Annotated in this window: 17 protein-coding genes; 10 read left to right on the top strand and 7 right to left on the bottom strand. The window is 41.2% G+C overall.

All coding sequences use genetic code 11. The features are described from left to right. Positions 1 to 11 precede the first annotated feature (11 nt). Genes aroB through IRQ78_RS10340 form a run of 3 tightly spaced genes read left to right on the top strand, consistent with a single transcriptional unit; the run spans position 12 to position 3,378 of the window. Complete coding sequence (gene aroB / locus IRQ78_RS10350) at positions 12 to 1,082, top strand: 3-dehydroquinate synthase (protein WP_166338722.1); 1,071 nt, start codon at positions 12 to 14, stop codon at positions 1,080 to 1,082. Beyond that, entirely contained in the window at positions 1,082 to 2,482 is a 1,401-nt protein-coding gene (locus tag IRQ78_RS10345; RefSeq protein ID WP_054552804.1) for an AAA family ATPase, read from the top strand. Before aroB ends, IRQ78_RS10345 begins: the two co-directional genes overlap by 1 nt. 53 nt (positions 2,483 to 2,535) lie before the next feature. Continuing rightward, positions 2,536 to 3,378, top strand: coding sequence for a Dam family site-specific DNA-(adenine-N6)-methyltransferase (locus IRQ78_RS10340; RefSeq protein ID WP_054552803.1), 843 nt, complete (start codon positions 2,536 to 2,538; stop codon positions 3,376 to 3,378). On the opposite strand, the gene IRQ78_RS10335 is transcribed toward IRQ78_RS10340, so the two are convergent. Both IRQ78_RS10335 and IRQ78_RS10330 read right to left on the bottom strand, forming a co-directional pair. Further along, complete coding sequence (locus IRQ78_RS10335) at positions 3,350 to 3,535, bottom strand: DUF2970 domain-containing protein (RefSeq protein ID WP_054552802.1); 186 nt, start codon at positions 3,533 to 3,535, stop codon at positions 3,350 to 3,352. The two genes, IRQ78_RS10340 and IRQ78_RS10335, sit on opposite strands and share 29 nt — an antisense overlap. Before the next feature lie 5 nt (positions 3,536 to 3,540). After that, complete coding sequence (locus tag IRQ78_RS10330) at positions 3,541 to 3,837, bottom strand: hypothetical protein (protein ID WP_054552801.1); 297 nt, start codon at positions 3,835 to 3,837, stop codon at positions 3,541 to 3,543. A gap of 333 nt (positions 3,838 to 4,170) precedes the next feature. On the opposite strand from IRQ78_RS10330, the gene rpe reads away from it, so the two are divergent. The 3 genes from rpe to trpS are packed head-to-tail and all read left to right on the top strand — an operon-like array spanning position 4,171 to position 6,574. Continuing rightward, positions 4,171 to 4,857 (top strand): ribulose-phosphate 3-epimerase, encoded by a 687-nt coding sequence (rpe, locus tag IRQ78_RS10325; protein WP_194442043.1) that lies wholly within the window; start codon positions 4,171 to 4,173, stop codon positions 4,855 to 4,857. Then, complete coding sequence (locus IRQ78_RS10320) at positions 4,854 to 5,519, top strand: phosphoglycolate phosphatase (protein WP_054552799.1); 666 nt, start codon at positions 4,854 to 4,856, stop codon at positions 5,517 to 5,519. Before rpe ends, IRQ78_RS10320 begins: the two co-directional genes overlap by 4 nt. 50 nt (positions 5,520 to 5,569) lie before the next feature. Next, positions 5,570 to 6,574 carry a tryptophan--tRNA ligase gene (trpS, locus tag IRQ78_RS10315; RefSeq protein WP_054552798.1) on the top strand — a complete coding sequence of 335 codons (1,005 nt, stop codon included), beginning with the start codon at positions 5,570 to 5,572 and terminating at the stop codon, positions 6,572 to 6,574. A 132-nt stretch (positions 6,575 to 6,706) separates the two neighbouring features. Here the strand turns inward: trpS and IRQ78_RS10310 are convergent, their stop codons facing one another. The 4 genes from IRQ78_RS10310 to uvrA form a co-directional block, all read right to left on the bottom strand. Then, positions 6,707 to 7,600 (bottom strand): TraB/GumN family protein, encoded by an 894-nt coding sequence (locus tag IRQ78_RS10310; protein WP_194442041.1) that lies wholly within the window; start codon positions 7,598 to 7,600, stop codon positions 6,707 to 6,709. Positions 7,601 to 7,655: 55 nt separating this feature from the next. Next, complete coding sequence (locus tag IRQ78_RS10305; RefSeq protein WP_138599271.1) at positions 7,656 to 7,847, bottom strand: hypothetical protein; 192 nt, start codon at positions 7,845 to 7,847, stop codon at positions 7,656 to 7,658. Between the two features lie 700 nt (positions 7,848 to 8,547). Further along, a complete protein-coding gene (locus tag IRQ78_RS10300; protein ID WP_166338726.1) occupies positions 8,548 to 9,603 on the bottom strand; it encodes a hypothetical protein in 1,056 nt (351 codons plus the stop codon). Positions 9,604 to 9,615: 12 nt separating this feature from the next. Further along, entirely contained in the window at positions 9,616 to 12,435 is a 2,820-nt protein-coding gene (uvrA, locus tag IRQ78_RS10295; RefSeq protein WP_194442039.1) for an excinuclease ABC subunit UvrA, read from the bottom strand. A 162-nt stretch (positions 12,436 to 12,597) separates the two neighbouring features. On the opposite strand from uvrA, the gene IRQ78_RS10290 reads away from it, so the two are divergent. From IRQ78_RS10290 to IRQ78_RS20795, 3 genes are all read left to right on the top strand, one after another. Further along, the gene (locus tag IRQ78_RS10290) at positions 12,598 to 13,965 is read left to right on the top strand and encodes an MFS transporter (RefSeq protein ID WP_054552792.1); all 1,368 of its coding nucleotides are present in this window, start codon (positions 12,598 to 12,600) and stop codon (positions 13,963 to 13,965) included. A gap of 20 nt (positions 13,966 to 13,985) precedes the next feature. Beyond that, positions 13,986 to 14,678, top strand: a complete 693-nt coding sequence (ssb, locus tag IRQ78_RS10285) for a single-stranded DNA-binding protein (protein WP_054552791.1) — start codon at positions 13,986 to 13,988, stop codon at positions 14,676 to 14,678. A gap of 326 nt (positions 14,679 to 15,004) precedes the next feature. Next, entirely contained in the window at positions 15,005 to 16,657 is a 1,653-nt protein-coding gene (locus tag IRQ78_RS20795) for an EAL domain-containing protein (protein ID WP_171041504.1), read from the top strand. On the opposite strand, the gene IRQ78_RS10275 is transcribed toward IRQ78_RS20795, so the two are convergent. Next, positions 16,654 to 17,520: a 1-aminocyclopropane-1-carboxylate deaminase/D-cysteine desulfhydrase gene (locus IRQ78_RS10275; protein WP_407681619.1), complete on the bottom strand. Its 867-nt coding sequence runs from the start codon at positions 17,518 to 17,520 to the stop codon at positions 16,654 to 16,656. The two genes, IRQ78_RS20795 and IRQ78_RS10275, sit on opposite strands and share 4 nt — an antisense overlap. Positions 17,521 to 17,791: 271 nt before the next feature. Here IRQ78_RS10275 and IRQ78_RS10270 point away from each other — a divergent pair, with 271 nt between their 5' ends. Beyond that, complete coding sequence (locus IRQ78_RS10270) at positions 17,792 to 19,819, top strand: SUMF1/EgtB/PvdO family nonheme iron enzyme (protein WP_054552788.1); 2,028 nt, start codon at positions 17,792 to 17,794, stop codon at positions 19,817 to 19,819. Positions 19,820 to 19,863 lie beyond the last annotated feature (44 nt).

Genomic DNA, 19,863 nt, shown 5'->3' with positions numbered 1-19,863 from the left:
GGAAACTAGCTATGCTTGAATTAACAGTTAATTTGGACGAGCGAAGTTATCCTATTTATATTGGTCAATCTGCTCTTCAAGAGACTGGTCGGCTGCGCGAGCACATCGGCGACTGTCGACCTATCATTATCACCAACGACACCATTGCACCTTTATATCTTGATAATGTAATGACGTCGTTGGCTGATCTAAACCCGTTATCTTTTACCATCCCTGATGGCGAACAATATAAATCACTTGAGTGGTTTGAAAAGATTTCGGCATTCTTACTTGAACATAACTGTGGCCGCGATACTTGCCTTATTGCCTTAGGTGGCGGTGTGGTGGGTGATCTCACTGGTTTTGTTGCTGCATGTTATCAACGTGGCGTGCCTTTTATTCAAGTGCCAACGACTTTGCTTTCGCAAGTCGATTCATCTGTTGGCGGTAAAACGGCAGTAAACCACCCACTTGGTAAAAACATGATTGGTGCGTTTTACCAACCACAAGCAGTATTTATCGATACGCAATCGCTACATACTTTGCCTGAGCGTGAATTCGCAGCGGGCATGGCTGAAGTGATTAAATATGGCCTTATTTACGACACTGAGTTATTTGCTTACCTTGAGCAAAATATCACTAAACTTAAATCTCTTGATGAACAAACTTTACAGCATGTGATTTATCGCTGTTGTGAAATCAAAGCCTTGATTGTTGCACAAGATGAAAAAGAAGCTGGTTTACGTGCATTACTAAACTTAGGGCACACCTTTGGCCACGCAATTGAAGCGCAAATGGGCTATGGTAATTGGCTACATGGCGAAGCCGTTGCGGCAGGTATGGTACTGGCAGCACGCCTTGCACATACCCGTGATGACTTAAACGCAGCAGAAGTTGAACGCATTATTAAATTGATTGCTGAGTATGATTTACCTGTCGATATTCCGGCAGAAATGACCAGCGAGCAGTTTTTAACGCACATGCGTAAAGATAAGAAAAATAAAAAAGGCACGATTCGCTTTATTCTACCTACCCAATTTGGTCAATGTGCGCTGGTAAGTGATGTTACTGATCAGCAGGTTTGTGATTTAATAGCGCGCTAATGCAATCGCAAATATTGCCTAGCCGTGCTGCGCTAGTTGATCGAATCGCTCTGCAGTTTGAATATGGGCAAAACCTAATTTGCTTACTCGGTCCTTCTGGCCTTGGTAAAAGCTATTTATTAGAAACCTTCATCACGGATAAATACCTCGACTTTAATAAAGCGTTTGTTCAGTTGTCGGGAAAAATGACCGACCAACAGTTTATGACTGAACTGTTAGAACAAAGCTTTAGCAACCCACTAATTGATCACGCTTTAAGTTTGTCTGAAAACTTCTATCAACTTTATAAACAACAGCCTTGTGGTGATTGTTTATGGGTCATTGATGGAGGGCGTCATTTATCTGAAGAGTTAATTCAGCAATTAGAAGTCCTTGCCAAGCAAAGCCCGAGCACGTTATACATACTGATTGCATCACAATCAGCAGGGCAGTTTAGTCAAGCAGTTGAAATCCACTTAGAGTCGCTAAATTTAAGTGAAAGTAAGCAACTGATGCGTTGGTTTTTCGATAACCTCCCTGTTGAAGAAGACCCCGTTTTTCGCACCTTTTTACAAGAAGCGCATGGTAACCCAGCTTTATTACTTGCTTGGCAGCCGGAACAACAAACTGCAGACATTCGCGCACCAGAAAAAAGCTATAAACTGCTTTATTTAATTTTGCTCTTAATCACGACCATGGTGCTGATCATTGGCTTTTTATATAAAGCTGATATGACTGAGTGGTGGAAAGCGCATTACCAGCAGGATACAACGAACTCTGTGGCAACAGCACTGCCTGCAGAAGCAGTAATCAATGGTCGAGTAGAAAGCAAAGAGCTAGTTCTAGAACAAGCTCAAGACGATCTTCAAGCCGAGCAGCAAGTTGCTACTAATGATGAGGACAACACAACTCAGGCAGCTAAGGTGCCAGTTGATAACTCTGCGATAGAAAACCGTGAGAATGAAAGTCATAACAATAATGTCGCTGCGATTGTTGATAGCCTTTTGCCAGCAGAGCGAATAACACAAGAGACTGAGCAACCAACGACAGATGAAGTTATAGCTGCCGTCATCAACGATGCTGAGCAAACCGAGTCTGCCATTGAGCCAGAGCTGCCATTAGTAGGAAATGCGTGGTATTTATCTCAGCCAGATGACAATTTTGTAATCCAATTACTTGCGGTGACTAAAAAAGAGATTAGCGATAAGTTTATTACTGAAAATGGCTTGCAAGGGCAAGTAAATACTTACCAAAGCTTACGGAGTGGTAAGCCGTGGTGGATTGTAACTTATGGTAGTTACACCACACTGAATGATGCTAAGAAGGGCGTAACAACACTTTCTGATAATGTGCGTAAAAATCAGCCGTTTTATAAAAAAATAAGTAAAATTAAACAAGAAATCGCTTCACTAAATCAGTAAATTAAAACTGATTAGTGTAAAATCGCGCAACACCGAATTGAAGTTAAGAGCAGATGCAGCAAAAGACCAGAGCCTTCCTTAAATGGGCAGGTGGAAAATACAGCCTAGTTGAAGATATTCGTACCCGCTTGAAGCAAGCGAGTATGGATGCTGACACCTTAGTTGAACCTTTCGTTGGTGCTGGCTCTGTATTCCTTAATACTGATTTTAAGCATTATATTTTAAATGATATAAATGCGGATCTGATCAATCTTTACACTGAGCTTAAGCGCACGCCCGATGAGTTTATTAGCGACGCTAAAAAGTTGTTTGTAGAGCTTAATAACCACCCCGAAGCCTATTACGAATATCGTGTTCAGTTTAATCAAAGCAGTGATGTGTATGAGCGTGCGATTTTATTTTTATACATGAATCGCCATGGCTATAACGGGTTGTGTCGCTATAATCTAAAAGGTATTTTTAATGTTCCTTTTGGTAAATATAAGCGCCCGTATTTTCCTGAAAAAGAAATGCATTTCTTTGCTGAAAAAGCTCAGCAAGCAACCTTTACTTGCTTAGGTTATGACAAGGTATTTAAGCTTATTCCTAATAATGCGGTTGTATATTGCGATCCACCTTATGTGCCTTTGAGTAAAACAGCTTCATTTACTTCTTACGCTAAAGGCGGTTTCAATTTAGATGACCAAGCAAACTTGGCGAATTTAGCTGAGCAAGCCGCATTCGAAAATAACACGCCGGTACTTATTTCTAACCACGATACAGTGTGGACGCGTAAAATCTACAGCCAAGCATCATTAGATGAGATTCAGGTAAAACGCACGATTAGCCCCAAGGGCGGTTCACGCAATAAAGTGAACGAGCTAATGGCTATGTATTTAGCACCAAAGAAACGGTGAAATAAATCGCTGCTACAAATAGACTGAAAAAAATCAGGGCAATGACGATGATAGTACTGAGCGAGTGCTCTTTGAAGTCAGCTTGACGCTTATTTTCTGATTGCACACCAAAAAATGCCGCAAAGACACTTTGTAATGCACTCATGAATTTGTTCATACGATTTAGAACTTAGAACCTAAACCGCTAACTTTCTTTGACTCTTCACTACTTGTTAATAACTCAAGTAAATCAAGATAATGGAACTGAGCACTGCGGCTATCACCCGTTAACCAAGAAAACCATCCTGTTTCTTGTTCTGCTTTCATACATTGAGCAGAAGATGATGATGCGTTAAGCGTGTTGCATGAGCAACCAGACGCCGCTGCTAAAAAGTCGTCTTCATCAGCAGATGAAAAAGATACAAACGCAGCAACCGTAAGTGCGGACGCGATTAAGATCCCTATTTTAAAAGCACGCATGAGAATAACCCTTGTTTGTGTTACTTAAACAAGCATACATAACAATTGCTCAAATAACAAACTTAATTATCGCTGAATTAAATAAAAATTTAATAAAATTAGCTCTTTAAAGTAAATTTAATGTTTATTATTTGTTTCATTTTATTGTGTTGTAGATGGCTTTTTAATAGAGTTATTGCTCAAATTTTGACTAAAATAACACTAATTCAATAGGCTAAAAGGATTAGCTTAAAGCAATCGCCCTTTAACAATCAGCTGCGGTGTTTAAATCAGCAGTCGATTGGGTTACATTATGCGCTCTTCTTGCAGTCGCAAATTTTAATGGAATCTCTCATGTTGGAAACATTACAAAAGTATTTAATTGCCCCTTCTATTTTATCAGCCGACTTTGCCCGTTTAGGTGAAGATGTTGATCGTGTACTAGCAAGTGGAGCAGATGTTGTACATTTTGATGTGATGGATAACCATTATGTGCCAAACCTAACTTTTGGTCCGATGATTTGTAAAGCACTGCGCGATTACGGCATTACAGCCCCGATTGATGTGCACCTTATGGTAAAGCCTGTCGATCGTCTAATTCCCGACTTCGCTGAAGCGGGCGCTTCTATCATCAGCTTTCACCCAGAAGCCAGTGAGCATATTGACCGTACCTTGCAACTCATAAAAGACAGTGGTTGCCAAGCAGGGCTTGTATTTAATCCTGCAACCAGCCTTAGCTACCTTGAGCATGTGCTCGATAAAGTTGATGTGGTGCTATTAATGTCGGTTAACCCTGGTTTTGGCGGCCAAAGCTTTATTCCTCATACCCTCGAAAAGCTTCGCCAAGCGCGTAAAATTATTGATGATTCAGGTCGCAAAATTCGTTTAGAAGTTGATGGTGGCGTTGGTGTTGATAACATTGCTGAAATTGCCGAAGCGGGCGCTGATATGTTTGTTTCAGGCTCGGCGATTTTCAATCAACCAGATTACAAAGCGGTTATCGATGCGATGCGTAACGAGCTTGCAAAGGTTGGGCCATGAAATACGATGCGGCATTTTTCGATTTAGATGGCACCTTAGTCGACAGTGTTTATGATTTATACATTGCGATGAACCTGACCCTAACTGATCTAGCATTTCCGATTGTGACACAAAAGCTAGTTGAAAGCTGGGTAGGTAATGGCATAGAAACGCTTGTAAAGCGTGGTTTGAGTGGCGATATGCAAATCAGTGAGCATTTAGATGAAGCCCTTGCTGAGCGTGCAATTAATTTGTTTTATCAGCACTATGACCAAGTTGTAGGCGATTACAGTGCGCTTTATCAACATGTAGAAACCGGGCTTGCTGCCCTTGCTGGTATTCCTAAAGTGGTGATCACCAATAAGGCTCGTCGTTTTACCGAAAAGCTACTTGATAAACTGTCACTGACTAGTCATTTTCAGTTGATTGTATGTGGTGATGATATGGCAAAGAAACCATCACCTGAGCCTTTACTATTTGCTTGTCAGCAATTAGATGTCAGCCCAGCCAAAGCGGTTATGATAGGCGACTCTAAAAGTGATATTTTGGCTGCCAAAGCGGCTAAGGTGGATGTTGTTGCGCTTAGTTATGGCTATAACCAAGGTGAAAACCTTGTTGATTTCAATCCAGAGTACCTCTGCGAGAATTTCTTAGATATAATACCCGTTCTTACCCAAAGGTAAGTGCATTTTAAATTCGTCTTTTTAGTTTAGTAAAAATATAAAGGAACATCATGAGTAAACCAGTAGTGTTAAGTGGCATTCAGCCAACCGGTGGTATGACAATAGGCAACTATGTTGGCGCTATTAACCAGTGGCTTAAGCTACAGGAAGACCACGAAAGTTTCTTTATGTTAGTTGATTTACACGCTATTACTGTACGCCAAGATCCTGAGCAACTACGCTCGCGCGTGCTTGACGGTATTGCGCTGTATGCTGCATGTGGTATCGACCCAGAAAAAGCGGCGTTATTTGTACAATCTCAAGTGCCAGAACATGCACAGCTTAGTTGGGTTTTAAACTGTTACGCTCAAATGGGTGAGCTTAACCGTATGACGCAGTTTAAAGATAAGTCTTCTAAGCATGCTAATAACGTTAATGTGGGTTTATTCTCTTACCCAGTGCTGCAAGCAGCTGATATCTTGCTATACCAAGCGGATCAAGTGCCAGTGGGTGAAGATCAAAAACAACACCTTGAGTTAACTCGTGATATTGCAACACGTTTCAATAACCTATACGGTGACGTGTTCAAACTACCAGAGCCATACATTCCTGAGTTCGGCGCACGTGTAATGAGTTTACAAGATCCGCTCAAGAAAATGTCTAAATCAGATGAAAATCCAAACGGTTACATTATGTTATTAGATGAGCCGAAGAAGATTGAAAAGAAACTGAAAAAAGCAGTAACCGATTCAGACGAGCAAGCTCGTATCTACTTTGATCGTGAAGAAAAACCAGGTGTATCAAACCTACTTACTTTATTATCAGTGGCCACTAAGCGCTCTATTGAAGATTTAGTTCCAGAATACGAGGACAAGATGTATGGCCATCTGAAAAAAGACACTGCAGCAGCGGTTGTTAATATGATTGAGCCAATTCAAGCACGCTTTAAAGAAATTCGCGAAGATCAGTCATTACTTGATAGCATTATGAAATCAGGTGCTGAAAAAGCGAGTATCCGCGCTGAAAAAACATTAAAAGCAGTCTACGATGCGGTAGGTTTTATCCCTCGCCCGTAAGCTTGTGATAAATTATTGAAATAAAAATACCGCTTGATAGCGGTATTTTTTTAGCTATTAAAAGCTAAGCGCCATTAATACTGTAAATAAACAGATAAGTGCAGCAGCGGTTTTGTCTGTTTTTTCCATTTTTTATTTCTCACCTGTATTCAATTGTTTAATTACATAACCTTTATTTTTTAATAAGCCTAACAAGCTATCTTCACCAGCTAAGTGGGCTGTGCCAACGAGCAGTAACTCTTTTTGCGAATTAGTAAAATAATTTTCAATATGACCAAGCCAAGTTAGATTTCGTTGCTTGATCAACATTTGGTAAGTATTAGGGTCATGTTCTTGTAAAGGCATAAGAGTAAGTTCATCTATTGCTTGCATATCGCCATTTTTCCATGCATCAAGCATTGCGATGTACAGTGCTTGGTAACTAGAAATTTGCGTTAATAGTGACTCAATAAAGGCATTTTCGTCTTGGCTACCTATTTGTTTAAACAGATCTAATTGAAAAGCCACGGTCTCTAGATAAGCGATTTCTTTTTTATCTCGCTTAGCTAATTTCGCGAAGTAACTATCAACACCTTCACCCATAAGTTGTTGCTTTTGAAGTTCTAGCGACATGATTAGCACGCTTAACATAAAGGGGCGAAAGCTATCGAGTTCGCTGAGTTTCATATCATACTGGGCAAGTCGTGCTTCTAGTTGCTGTTTCACCTTTGCTGATAACTTGCTACTCAGTGTTTCGCCAGCTTGATAACTAAGAGTTTTAAGCATAGTGAGTTGTGCTGAGCTATCGCTTGGTGCGGGCACATCAGTTTCAAGTACTAAGATATCAGCCTGTTTATACGCTTGATTAAATTCATCAGGAAGGGGGAGTTCCTTGGGCGGCAAAACGTGGATTGAACCAGCAACATATATAAATTCATCACCTTTACTAACTTTCCATACGGCACTTTTTGCTGCACCAAAACCACTTATTAATAGGCCTGTCGCAGCAATTGATGAGATTAGCAAGTGTCTAGTTAGTGTTTTCATTATTTAAGCCTGTTAATTTAAAGAAGCTTGCTCAGCATGCTGAGCAAGCCAAGTATTACTTATTCAGTTGTTGCTCAATTTGCTGATCAATTTTATTGTTCATTTGCTCAATAGATGCTTCGATAGAGGTCTCTAATTGCTTGTTTAGCTTTTGAGTACCTTGAGCATTAAGTAAGGTATTCGTTGATGTAATAATGATTGCAGTGACCGCTAAAAGTGACATCATTTTTAAGACTGAGTTAGCCATAATTTAATTCCTTTAATTGGTTGATTAGTTTTATCAGCGAAGCAAAATTGGTTGGTAGCCCGTTGATGGAAACTACAATAGCGAGGAAAGCTGCTAGAGTCGCTTATCTAGTTCTAAGCAATTTATATATAAGGTTTTAAAATATTAATTTGAATATTTTCAATGGTTTAAGTTTAATTCTTATGAGAGGAAATAAGGTTTTAAATCATTTAATTTTTGCGGTTTTGTCTTTTGATGATAGTTTGGATGCAGCAAATAGGAACTTGGAGGTTTTGATATGGGTTTTAAAGTAAAACATTATGCGGCTAAAACTGTACCTGCGAATAGCTCATTAGAATGGGAGCTAATACCAATCCGCAATAATACTTAATCATTTTGAGGGATTAAACCTGTCGCTATCTGCGTTAAAAATTTCTGATTTAGAACAACTAAATAACGAAATTTTTGCCTTGCTATCAACGAGGTTTTCTTGCCTCAAAATAGATCACTTAATTAAGCGAATTGGTATAATCTTAACTGAGCTTATCATTGGTAGCCTTTGTGCTGCATTCGCAAAGATCGGCTATGATGCCGCTATGTTACTTATTTTTATACCTAATTTAGTAATCGCCTTAGTTTGCTTTGGCTTTATTGGGCTTTCGATATTTCACTTCATAAGAGAAAAACGCAGTAAGCCAAGTGAGTAGTATAGATTGCTGCGCTATTTTTCTACTGGGGTAACGCCTGGCGAGTCGCACGCAATGACTTCAAATCGATAGCCATACTCAGCATGGTGATCAGGGGTTACTTGCACAATCTCATAATCATTCAGCTCAACGGCTTTACTGTTTTCTGCTTTTAAACAGCGTGAATAACTATCGGCTTCAAAGCTGTAAGCAAACATGGCAATTAAACGTTTGCTACGTTCAAAGTAACCTTTGGTATCTAAAAATTGGCGAAGGTTTTCGGCGGTTTCGCCGTCAACTTCTACATCTACGTCTTGGCTTGGGGCTGAGCTTTGTGTATTTTCAGGAAGTTGTTGCTCGAGCTTTTCACCAAGTTCTTCGACTGCTTTTTGCTGTTCTTCACCTGATTCCTTGGCAATGACTTTACTATCCACAAAGGTGCTGACCATATTGTCGAGCACTTCTTCAGGTGGCTTATCATCAAGAAATGAAATTAAGTTAATAAAAACTACCGACGCTAAAACAAAGCGTACAATGGCAGTTAATAATGGTGAGTAGCTTTGACTAATAAACTTAACTCGCTCAGAGCCAAATGGCTTTATCAGCAATAAAACAAAAATATAAAAAGGTAAAAAAAGTTGAAATAACAATAAAGTACCTAGGGTTATTCCCATTGCCCAAGGTGGTAAATATAACAGGGTGGCAAAGTTATGTGTGTAGTTAAAGTGACTAGCTGAGACATGAGTTACATCATTAACTATGCCGCTTGCACCAGCTAATACAAAATTAGCGATACTGGCATAGAAGATTAAAATCAGTGCTTTGCCGGCAAGCGAGTGCCAAAGTTGGTTAAACTTGGGCCAAAACTCAATAACAAGCGCAATAATGGTGATGGTGGCACTTAACCAGCCCGATTGCAGAACAATCAGGCTGCTTAATGCTAAAAGATAGAGCTTTTGCGCGGTACTTAAGTTAAACCAAATGGCTTTTAACTGTTCAACCAGCCTCGTTTTATGAGGCTGCCAGCTACGTTGCTGTTGTTGAAACTGTTTATTAGCGCGCCATTTTGCAATTTTTAAATACCTACGCACGCAATATCCTTTTTATAGTAATGGTTTTAAGTACCTTCCTGTGTGTGAACGCTCACAATCGGCAACGTCTTCAGGTGTACCAGAAATTAAAATTTCACCACCGCCTGAGCCGCCTTCAGGGCCTAAATCGACAATCCAGTCTGCGGTTTTGATCACATCAAGGTTATGCTCGATAACAACAATGGTATTACCGTGATCGCGTAAGCGGTGAAGCACGACTAATAATTGCTGAATATCAGCAAAGTGTAAACCCGTAGTTGGTTCATCAAGGATATATAAGGTTTTACCTGTATCGCGTTTTGAAAGTTCACGAGCCAGTTTCACACGCTGCGCTTCACCACCGGAGAGGGTAGTAGCAGCTTGACCTAAGCGAATATACGACAAGCCTACATCCATTAGGGTTTGCAGTTTACGTGCAATAGCCGGAATTTTATCAAAGTAGTCACGGGCATCTTCTACGGTCATTTCGAGTACTTGGTGAATGTTTTTACCTTTGTACTGTACTTCGAGGGTTTCACGGTTGTAGCGCTGGCCTTTACATACATCACAAGGCACATATACATCAGGTAAAAAGTGCATTTCTACCTTGATCACACCATCACCTTGGCAAGCCTCACAACGACCACCTTTAACGTTAAAGCTAAAGCGACCGACCTTATAGCCACGTGAGCGGGCCTCTTGAGTACCCGCAAATAGCTCGCGAATACCTGTAAAAATACCGGTGTAAGTTGCTGGGTTTGAGCGCGGAGTACGGCCAATTGGGCTTTGGTCAATATCAATCACTTTATCAAAATGATCTAGACCCTTGATTGACTTATACGGTGCCGCTTCTGCGGTAGTTGCGCCATTTAACTCGGTATGAGCCAGCTTAAATAAAGTGTCGTTGATAAGCGTCGATTTACCTGAGCCTGATACACCTGTGATACAGGTCATTAAGCCAAATGGAATACGTAAATCAACGTTCTTTAAGTTGTTACCTGTGGCACCAAATAACTCAAGCCATTTGTCAGTAGTTTGATGGCGAGCCGCCGGTACTTCGATTTTCTTTTCGCCAGAGAGGTACTGACCCGTGATTGAATCTTTGCTAGCTAGAATATCGTCATGGGTACCTTGTGCAATAACATGGCCGCCATGAACACCGGCACCCGGGCCGATATCGATAATATGATCCGCAGCGCGAATGGCATCTTCGTCATGTTCAACCACAATAACGGTGTTGCCTAAATCGCGTAAGTGAATAAGGGTTTTTAGTAGGCGGTCGTTATCGCGTTGGTGCAAACCAATTGATGGTTCATCCAGTACGTACATAACACCAACAAGGCCTGCACCAATTTGGCTTGCCAAACGAATACGCTGAGCCTCACCACCAGAAAGGGTATCGGCACTTCGCTCAAGTGATAAATAATTAAGGCCGACATTGATTAAGAAAGATAAACGGTCGCGAATTTCTTTGAGAATTTTTTCGGCAATTTGTGCGCGCTGACCAGTTAGATTCAAGCTATCAAAAAATGCCATGCTTTCACCAATACTCATTGTGGTGATAGCTGGCAAGTTTGTTTGACCTATAAATACATGGCGAGCTTCTTCACGAAGTCGCGAGCCATGACAGCTCGGACACGCTTGGCTTGTTTGGTATTTAGCAAGCTCTTCGCGAACTGAGTTTGACTCGGTTTCACGGTAGCGGCGATTCATATTATTTAAAACGCCTTCAAACTCATGGTTACGTGTAATTAAGTCGCCACGGTCGTTACGATAGTTGAAGGCAATTTTAGTTTTGCCAGAACCTTCAAGAATTACCTTTTTGGCCTCTTTACTAAGCTCTTGGAAAGGTACTTCTAGGTCAAACTTATAGTGCTCTGCGACAGCTTGCAGCATTTGGAAGTAATAAAAGCTGCGTTTGTCCCAGCCTTTAATTGCACCGCCCGATAAGCTTAGCTCAGGATTTTGTACAACACGGTTTGGATCAAAATACTGACGCACACCTAAACCATCACAGCTTTGACACGCACCTGCCGGGTTATTAAACGAGAATAAACGCGGCTCAAGTTCACTCATAGCATAGCCACACGTTGGGCATGCAAAATTAGCAGAAAACAGCATGTCTTCGCTGAGTGAATCGTCCATTGCAGCTACATGGGCAATACCACCTGATAGCTCAAGGGCTGTTTCGAATGATTCAGCTAAACGCTGTTGTTGGCCATCTTTAACTTTAAAACGGTCAACCACGACCTCGATAGTATGCTTTTTATGAAGCTCAAGGGTCGGTGGATCTGATAAGTCACAGACTTCGCCATCGATACGGGCGCGAATGAAGCCTTGACTTGCGAGTTGCTCAAGCAGCTTAACGTGCTCACCTTTACGATCTTTTACTACTGGCGCTAATAGCATTAGCTTACTTCCTTCAGGAAGCGCTAAAACCGTATCGACCATTTGGCTGATCGTTTGTGCTGCAAGCGGTAAATCGTGAGTAGGGCAGCGAGGCTCACCTACACGGGCAAATAATAAACGTAGGTAATCGTAAATTTCGGTAATTGTACCGACCGTTGAACGCGGGTTATGCGACGTTGATTTCTGCTCGATAGAGATAGCTGGCGATAGGCCTTCGATGTGATCGACATCGGGTTTTTCCATTAGTGATAAGAACTGTCGTGCATACGCTGACAGTGACTCAACATAACGACGTTGCCCTTCTGCATACAAAGTATCAAACGCTAAAGACGATTTCCCTGAACCAGATAGGCCAGTGATAACTATCAGCTTATCACGGGGAATGGTTAGGCTGATGTCTTTTAAATTGTGCGTACGGGCGCCTCGGACTTCAATGTTTTCCATGCTATCTCGTTTTATTACCTAATTATTTTTTCAGTATCTCATAATACGCGATAAGATTAATCCTTGATCAAAGAAAAAATCATCACTTACAGGTGATTATTTAGTTTTCGCTTGTGGTAGAATCCACGCTCAAATTTTAATAGACAGCAAGATCAGTAATTCATGACAGCATCTTCACTCAACTCTCGAGAAAAACGCGCTGCCGTTTCGTTGGCGAGCGTCTTTGCATTCCGTATGCTTGGCCTATTTATGCTGATGCCAGTATTGGCTATCTATGGGCAGCAATTAGAAGGGTTTTCGCCGCTTTGGATTGGCTTTGCTATTGGTGCTTATGGTTTAACGCAAGCCGTGCTGCAAATCCCTATGGGTTGGTTGTCTGATAAAATTGGTCGTAAAAAAGTGATTATTGGTGGCCTTTGTGTGTTTGCACTTGGCTCTGTAATTGCGGCAACCGCTGAGTCTGTGCAAATGGTTACGCTTGGGCGTGCACTTCAAGGCATGGGGGCGATTGCCAGTGCCTTATTGGCGCTTGCTTCTGATTTAAGCCGTGATGAACAACGTCCGAAAGTTATGGCCGTGATTGGTATGTGTATTGGTATGAGCTTTGCTGTTGCTATGCTACTAGGGCCTATTGTTGCTGCATCGTGGGGAGTTGCTGGGGTATTTTGGCTTACCGCAGGACTGGCCATTTTAGGTATTTTAATTGTGTTGTTTTTGGTGCCTAATGCTGTCAATAAGGCGCCAAAAGGTGACACACTTGCTACGCTTGATGATATTAAGCAACTAATTAAACACCCACAATTAGCACGCCTCGATTTTGGCGTAATGCTGCTTCATCTTACATTAACTACCGTATTTGTAGCCTTACCAGGCCAACTGATAAAAGACGGCTTAGTCGCAGACCATCATTGGTATTTATATATCCCTGTGCTGTTTTTAGCGTTTTTCTTGATGGCACCAATGATGATTGTGGCTATTCGTAAAGAAAAAGAAAAACAAGCCTTTATTGGCTCAATCGCACTGCTTGTTTTAAGTATGCTCGCGATGTCGTTATGGGTTGATTCGGTGATTGGCATCGGTATTTGTATGTTGGTTTACTTTATTGCTTTTAATTTTTTAGAAGCAACCATGCCTGCACTTGTTTCGCGTATTGCCCCAGCAAACCAGAAAGGTTCTGCGATGGGGGTATTTTCATCTACGCAGTTTTTTGGTGCCTTTTTAGGTGGTTTATTAGGGGGTTACGTTGCTCAAGCATTAAGTGCGCAAGCAGTGTTTGCGGCGGCGGCACTTGTTGGGGTAATATGGCTTATCCTTGCTTGGAATATGCAAGTCCCACCAAGAAGTAAAATAATTAGCTTAATGACTGAATTAAGTTCAGAGCAGCAGGCACAAGCGCTTGCTTCTCGTCTTGTTGCTTTACCGGGCGTAATTGAAGCAACGGTTGTCTGTGATGAAAATCGCAGCTATTTAAAGATTAATGATAAAGAATTTGACCTAGACCAAGCACGCAAAGTGGCTGGTTTAATCTAACGTTTTATAGGAGAAGTTCCATGGCACGCGGTGTGAACAAAGTTATCTTGGTTGGTAATTTAGGCCAAGATCCAGAAGTACGTTATATGCCTAATGGCAATGGCGTAGCGAATATCAGCATTGCTACGACAGATAGCTGGAAAGATAAAAACACAGGGCAAATGCAAGAGCGTACTGAATGGCACCGTGTCGTGTTATTTGGCAAACTAGCAGAAGTTGCTGGTGAATACCTTCGTAAAGGTTCACAAGTGTACATCGAAGGTCGTTTACAAACGCGTAAATGGACTGATCAATCAGGCCAAGAAAAATACACTACAGAAATCGTGGTAGACATGGGCGGTCAAATGCAAATGTTAGGCGGTCGTGGTGAGCAGCAAGGTGGTGGCGGTGGCTATCAAGGTGGTCAATCACAAGGCGGTTACCAAGGTGGTCAGCAACAAGGTGGCGGTTACGGCGGTGGTGCACAGCAATCACAAAGCAATAACAGCTATGCTCCACAGCAACAGTCTGCGCCAGCACAGCAGCAACAGCGTCCACAACAGCAGTCTGCGCCGCAGCAGAGCAATAACCAATATGGTGGCGGTTATGGTCAGCAGCAAAACAATGCACCTCAACAAGGTGGTTTTGCTCCTAAGCCTCAAAATGCCCCACAAGGCGGCGCATCAAATCCAATGGAACCACCAATCGACTTTGATGACGATATCCCGTTCTAATTCACAATATAATTAGATTGTAGAGTTAATTTTTAAAACCCAGCTTAGTTGCTGGGTTTTTTATTTACGCAATACTTCGTAATCACTACTTTTGTTTGGGTTGTGTTGATTACAAAATAATTCTCATTAACTGTTTTTGCTAGGTGTTTAAAATTACAAAACTTTTGACAGCGCTGGTTATAGGATATTTCTGATATTGCTTTAAATCGCCCCGCAGCCTTGTATTTATAGGGTTCTTGAACAACACTTTGTGTATGTTTAAGCAACTAACCTGTGAAATGAAACGAGACTTAACTTCACGAATAAAGCAACCGGAGGCCATCTACGTGGCGGCCGCATTTTTGCTGTTAGTTGTTTTTAATATTTTTTTAAGTGATGTGTTACACGACAAAGTGCACCGAACAGGCACTGAACTAGCCAAGCAGGTGTATGAGCTGAACCTTGATCCGGTTGTGTCGCAAGATATCATTGCCACATTAGTTAAAAGCCAAGGCTTTGCAATGAATGCTAGCGACGTTCCGCAAAACTTTGCGAATTTCATCGATCTTGAGCAGGAGGTTTTTAGCTATAAGACCGTTAATTTACGCTTATTTCATTGGCCTTCATGGTTAGTTGAAAGTCACTTATTTATATTTTTAAATTTAATATTGCTTGGCACTGGGTATTGGGGTTTCCGTTGGTGGAAAAAAATGTTCAAGCAATTAGAAACCTTAGAGCAGCCACAAATACAAAGCCAAGAGCAGCAAGTGGTTGAGGCACCGCCAAAGCAGTTAACATCTCCAAAACCATTAGCGCACCAAGATTTGAATATCTTATATGGTGTGCCAACTAATTATAATCATTTGTTTGCACTATTTTTTTGGAAAAGCCCGTTTCCTGCTAACCTTGATATCGATAACTACTTTAAATTAGTGATTGCTAAAGGCTTTGGTGAGCTTGTAAATCGCTCTGTTAAATTACTGCCTTCTGGCGGTATCGCTGTCACCTTAAATAATGTACCTGCCACTGAAATTGATAAATACACAAAGCGACTACATCAAGTTATCTATCAAGCTTGTTTAAATTACCGTAGTGATTTGTCTCGCGCTGATATAAAAATTGGTGTGTGTAATTACCGCACAGGGGCTGATCAGGCAGTGGTTTATCAGCTTACTAAATCGGCATTAGCACTGGCGAAACAAAGCGCTTGGCAGCATATTCATCGCTTACCTTTTGGTCACACGCAGTCAAACATGCTGGCTGATAGCAAAGAACATCTTTTTGAGTATATAAAGAAAAAACACTTTATGTTGTTTTTTCAGCCGTTATTTGACTTGCAAACGGGCGATATTTTGCAGCATGAGGCATTGATCCGTATTCGACACAAAAGCTTAGGTTTGCTTGCTGCTAGGCACTTTATTCCACACATGAGTAGTAAAAAAGATGTTTTACTGTTAGATAAAACCGTAATTTTACAAGTAAAAAAGATGTTGTTGAATGAGTCTGTTAGCTTAAAGGTAAGTATTAACTTGCATGCGATGAACTGGTTCAATGATGAGTTTTGGGATTGGTTAAATCAGCAGACAGATGACTTTAAGTGTATCGACAGGTTGCAATTTGAACTCAGCGAAGATGATTATTTAAAACAGCATAAAAAGCTTAGTACACAGTTCGAGTGTTTAGAAAAACTCTCGGCAGGTATAGTTATTGATAATGTACGCAGCAGTGAGCACCTAGCGACCTACAAAGGCATTAATAACATTTGTAGTATTAAGCTAGCTTTAGAGCTAATTCATAATATAGACACAAGTGCTCAGCAACAAAGAATTGTTAAGCAAATAATTACTAAAGGGGCAGAACTAAACTTTCCTGTCTATGCAGTTGGAGTAGAAACACAGAACGAACTTGCGACCTTAAAAAACTTAGGTGTTATTGCCGCGCAAGGCTTTTACTTTGCCGAGCCATTACAAAAGCTGGCGGATATTACGCCCTATAGTTAGTCAATGAGTCCTCGGTACTTGAGGCCATTTAACCCTTGTAGCCCACCTGTATGGACTGCAATGATGTGCGAACCTTTAGCAAAGTAGCCTTGCTCTATAAGTTGCCATACAGCAAAGAGCATTTTACCGCTGTAAATTGGCTCAAGCGGAATTGTGTGTTGCTTGCTAAAAGTTTGGCAAAATTGCCACAAGTTATCGCTAAACTTTCCGTAGCCACCATCATGAAAGTCGCAAAGCAGCTGCCAGTTTTGTTGCTGATTTGCTTTATTACTTAGCTGCTTTATCTCATCAATTAAGTAGTGCGCTTGTTTCAGTACTGCGACACCTAACAGCTTTGTGTGCTGCGGTGCGCCTTCAATTAACCCCGCCAATGTACCGCCACTGCCAGTAGGGCAAACAATCACATCAGAACTTGGTAGGCTCTGTGCTAACTCTTTGCAACCTAAAAGCGCAGCTGCGTTGGTGCCGCCTTCTGGCAATATGTAGGCATTCGGAAACTGTGCTTGTAACTGTGCTAAGTAAGTGTGGTCGTGCCTTAACCGGTAAGTAATTCGATTTACTGGGTGTAAGCTCATACCGCATTGCTTTGCGTAGTTAAGTGTTGGATTTGCTTCGTCTAGTTCAGGGCCGCGAATAATGCCGTGTGTTTTAAAACCAAATAGTTTACCCGCAGTTGCTGTGGCATGAATATGGTTTGAAAATGCACCACCAAAAGTGAGTAGTTCAGATTTCTTCTGTTGCTGCATGGCTTGCAAGTTAAATTTTAGCTTACGCCATTTGTTGCCACTAATTTGCGGGTGAATAAGATCATCACGCTTGATGCTGAGCTGAACTTTACGTGCCGCTAATAAGGGGTGATGAATTGTTTGTACTGGTGATTCAAAAGAACTATTCACGGTATCATTTTTTAGTAAATAAACACGCCCAATTGTAGCAAAGTCGTCTTAGAGATAGAAATTAGTCAATTAAACCAAAATGATTTTGTTATTTACTGGCATCAACTAAGGTAATAGAGGTAAACTGAGATAATAATTGAACAAAGCTTGTGTTTTGCCTTGCAAGTACATAGCATAAGAGTTTAATTATAAAAAATAATAATGACCAAATAATTGCCGCTTTTTGGGAATGGAATATATGCGAATTGCTCCTTTATCTCTGTTAATTTCAGTTAGTTTGCTAGCGACAAGTGCATTTGCACAAGATACAGCTACGGTAACTGGCATTGAATCAGAGATCAGTAAAAAACAAGCCGAATACGATAACTCGACCCTAATCCTCGAAAAACACCTAAAAGAAGAAAGTCAGTTACAAAAACAACTCGAATTATTGCGCGCCCGCTCAACTGAGCTAGATAAAGAAAAAAACCAAGCGCTAGATGCAATGAATGAGATGTATCGCCGACTGATTGATGACCCAACCCTTGATATCAGCAATGCGCAGTCGCGTTACCAAAAAGCTGTGGTTGATCACAAACAAAACAAAGATGATATTTCGATGCAATTGGCGGCAATTGCTTCACATAGAAAAGACATTGAGCAAATTCGTGTATCAAAGCACACCCAGTTAAATACCTTAGAAAGTTTAAAAGAGCAGTTAGCAACGGCACGTGTTGAGCGTTTACGTAACGAATTCACTCGTGAAGGCACATTAGAGGTTAATCATACGATTAACTGTAAGCGCACCGAAACACTTGCTGCCTGTGAGCAGCGTGGCCAACAAATGGGCTTACAAAAAGCCACTAAACGCTTTGTAGACCAGATTTTTGCTAACTTAACAGAAGAGCGTTTAGTTGAACCAAAACGTAACCTTGCCGGTGCACAGGTTAAGATTTTAAGTAGCCATGTCGTGAACAGTGCTTTTAGTGGTCAAGGTAACTACAACGTTAATTTAAGCGTGACCATGCGCGGTGATGTAAACAGCAGTCGTTTATGTAGCCTACTTAATTTAGACAATCGTTTTTGTGCAGATTATGGCACGCCTTTGGCCGGTAATTATCAAGCAAATTACGACGCAACGTATTCAGATAGTCAGTTAACATTCAGTAACTCTCAGGATAATAATCAAGTGGTCTCTGTATCACGTTTTAATGAGCAACCTGTAAGCGATTATTCTGTAAAAAAGCCAATTAAGGTTGAACCATTACCTGATCAAAATAAATCTAAAATGGTTGAATTAACACTGCGTTCAAATGTTTATGATGATGAAGTGTTTATTGATGGCGTGAGCTATGGTGCAACTAGGTTAACAACGTCATTACCAAAGGGCTTTCACAATATTGAAATTCGCAAACGTGGCTACAAAAGCTATAAAGCGCGAATTGATCTGCGTAAAGCACAAACCATTAATGCAAACCTAGTTAAAGTGCCTGAGCCAGTTGTTGCTGAAGTGACAGCGGCACCAGAGCAACCTGTAACAGCACCTGTTGCAAGTATTGTTAATAAAACCAGTTCTGCCAGCATTGTAGTTATTCCTGCTGGTAAATTTAAGATGGGTGATATTAACGGCAATGGGTTAGCGAATGAGCGCCCAGTGGTAGAAAAAACCATTGCTAACTCATTTGCAATGCAAAGCAAAGAAGTAAGCGTTGGTGAGTATGAGCAATTCGTTGCGAATACCGGCTATAAAACAGAAGCAGAAAAAGATCGCGGCTGTGCATATTACTTAAATGGTGAACCAGTTTGGGAAGCAACTCTAAACTGGCGCAATCCGGGTTTTGATCAAGAAAGCGATTTCCCGGCGGTTTGTTTAACTTACAACGATGCCAAAGCGTATGCAGATTGGTTATCGGGTCAAACAGGCCAGTTATTTCGTTTACCAAACGAGGTTGAGTGGGAATACGCTGCACGTGCAGGTAAAGAAACTGAATACCCTTGGGGTAACGAAATTGGTAAAAATTTAGCGAACTGTGGCTGGTGTGGAAGCGAATGGTCAAACAGGAGCGCAGCACCAACAGGGTCGTTTTCTCCTAACGCATTCGGCCTATACGATACAGTAGGTAATGTGTGGGAATGGACAAACAAAAAGTCAGGGCAGTCTGATGTGGCTGTTCGAGGCGGTGCATGGAATTTTGCTCCAAGCCTAGCACGCGTTTCAACGCGCTTAATCTTAGCGCCAGATTTTCGTGCAAACTATATCGGTTTCCGTTTAGTACGCGAACGATAAGAATTTAAAAAGGAAGCAATGGATGCTTCCTTTTTAGCAATTTA

Origin of the sequence: Pseudoalteromonas simplex, from assembly GCF_015278155.1 — a bacterium.
GTDB lineage: Bacteria > Pseudomonadota > Gammaproteobacteria > Enterobacterales > Alteromonadaceae > Pseudoalteromonas > Pseudoalteromonas simplex.
Note: the sequence above shows the minus strand (reverse complement) of the source record. Positions and strands in the feature narration are given on the sequence as shown.

Excerpts from the sequence above, each read along its gene's own strand:
- aroB (WP_166338722.1), top strand. The coding sequence starts at position 12 with ATGCTTGAATTAACAGTTAATTTGGACGAGCGAAGTTATCCTATTTAT.
- trpS (WP_054552798.1), top strand. The coding sequence starts at position 5,570 with ATGAGTAAACCAGTAGTGTTAAGTGGCATTCAGCCAACCGGTGGTATG.
- uvrA (WP_194442039.1), bottom strand. The coding sequence starts at position 12,435 with ATGGAAAACATTGAAGTCCGAGGCGCCCGTACGCACAATTTAAAAGAC.
- IRQ78_RS10335 (WP_054552802.1), bottom strand. The coding sequence starts at position 3,535 with ATGAACAAATTCATGAGTGCATTACAAAGTGTCTTTGCGGCATTTTTT.
- IRQ78_RS10290 (WP_054552792.1), top strand. The coding sequence starts at position 12,598 with ATGACAGCATCTTCACTCAACTCTCGAGAAAAACGCGCTGCCGTTTCG.
- rpe (WP_194442043.1), top strand. The coding sequence starts at position 4,171 with ATGTTGGAAACATTACAAAAGTATTTAATTGCCCCTTCTATTTTATCA.
- ssb (WP_054552791.1), top strand. The coding sequence starts at position 13,986 with ATGGCACGCGGTGTGAACAAAGTTATCTTGGTTGGTAATTTAGGCCAA.
- IRQ78_RS10330 (WP_054552801.1), bottom strand. The coding sequence starts at position 3,837 with ATGCGTGCTTTTAAAATAGGGATCTTAATCGCGTCCGCACTTACGGTT.
- IRQ78_RS10310 (WP_194442041.1), bottom strand. The coding sequence starts at position 7,600 with ATGAAAACACTAACTAGACACTTGCTAATCTCATCAATTGCTGCGACA.
- IRQ78_RS10340 (WP_054552803.1), top strand. The coding sequence starts at position 2,536 with ATGCAGCAAAAGACCAGAGCCTTCCTTAAATGGGCAGGTGGAAAATAC.
- IRQ78_RS10270 (WP_054552788.1), top strand. The coding sequence starts at position 17,792 with ATGCGAATTGCTCCTTTATCTCTGTTAATTTCAGTTAGTTTGCTAGCG.
- IRQ78_RS10320 (WP_054552799.1), top strand. The coding sequence starts at position 4,854 with ATGAAATACGATGCGGCATTTTTCGATTTAGATGGCACCTTAGTCGAC.
- IRQ78_RS10345 (WP_054552804.1), top strand. The coding sequence starts at position 1,082 with ATGCAATCGCAAATATTGCCTAGCCGTGCTGCGCTAGTTGATCGAATC.
- IRQ78_RS10305 (WP_138599271.1), bottom strand. The coding sequence starts at position 7,847 with ATGGCTAACTCAGTCTTAAAAATGATGTCACTTTTAGCGGTCACTGCA.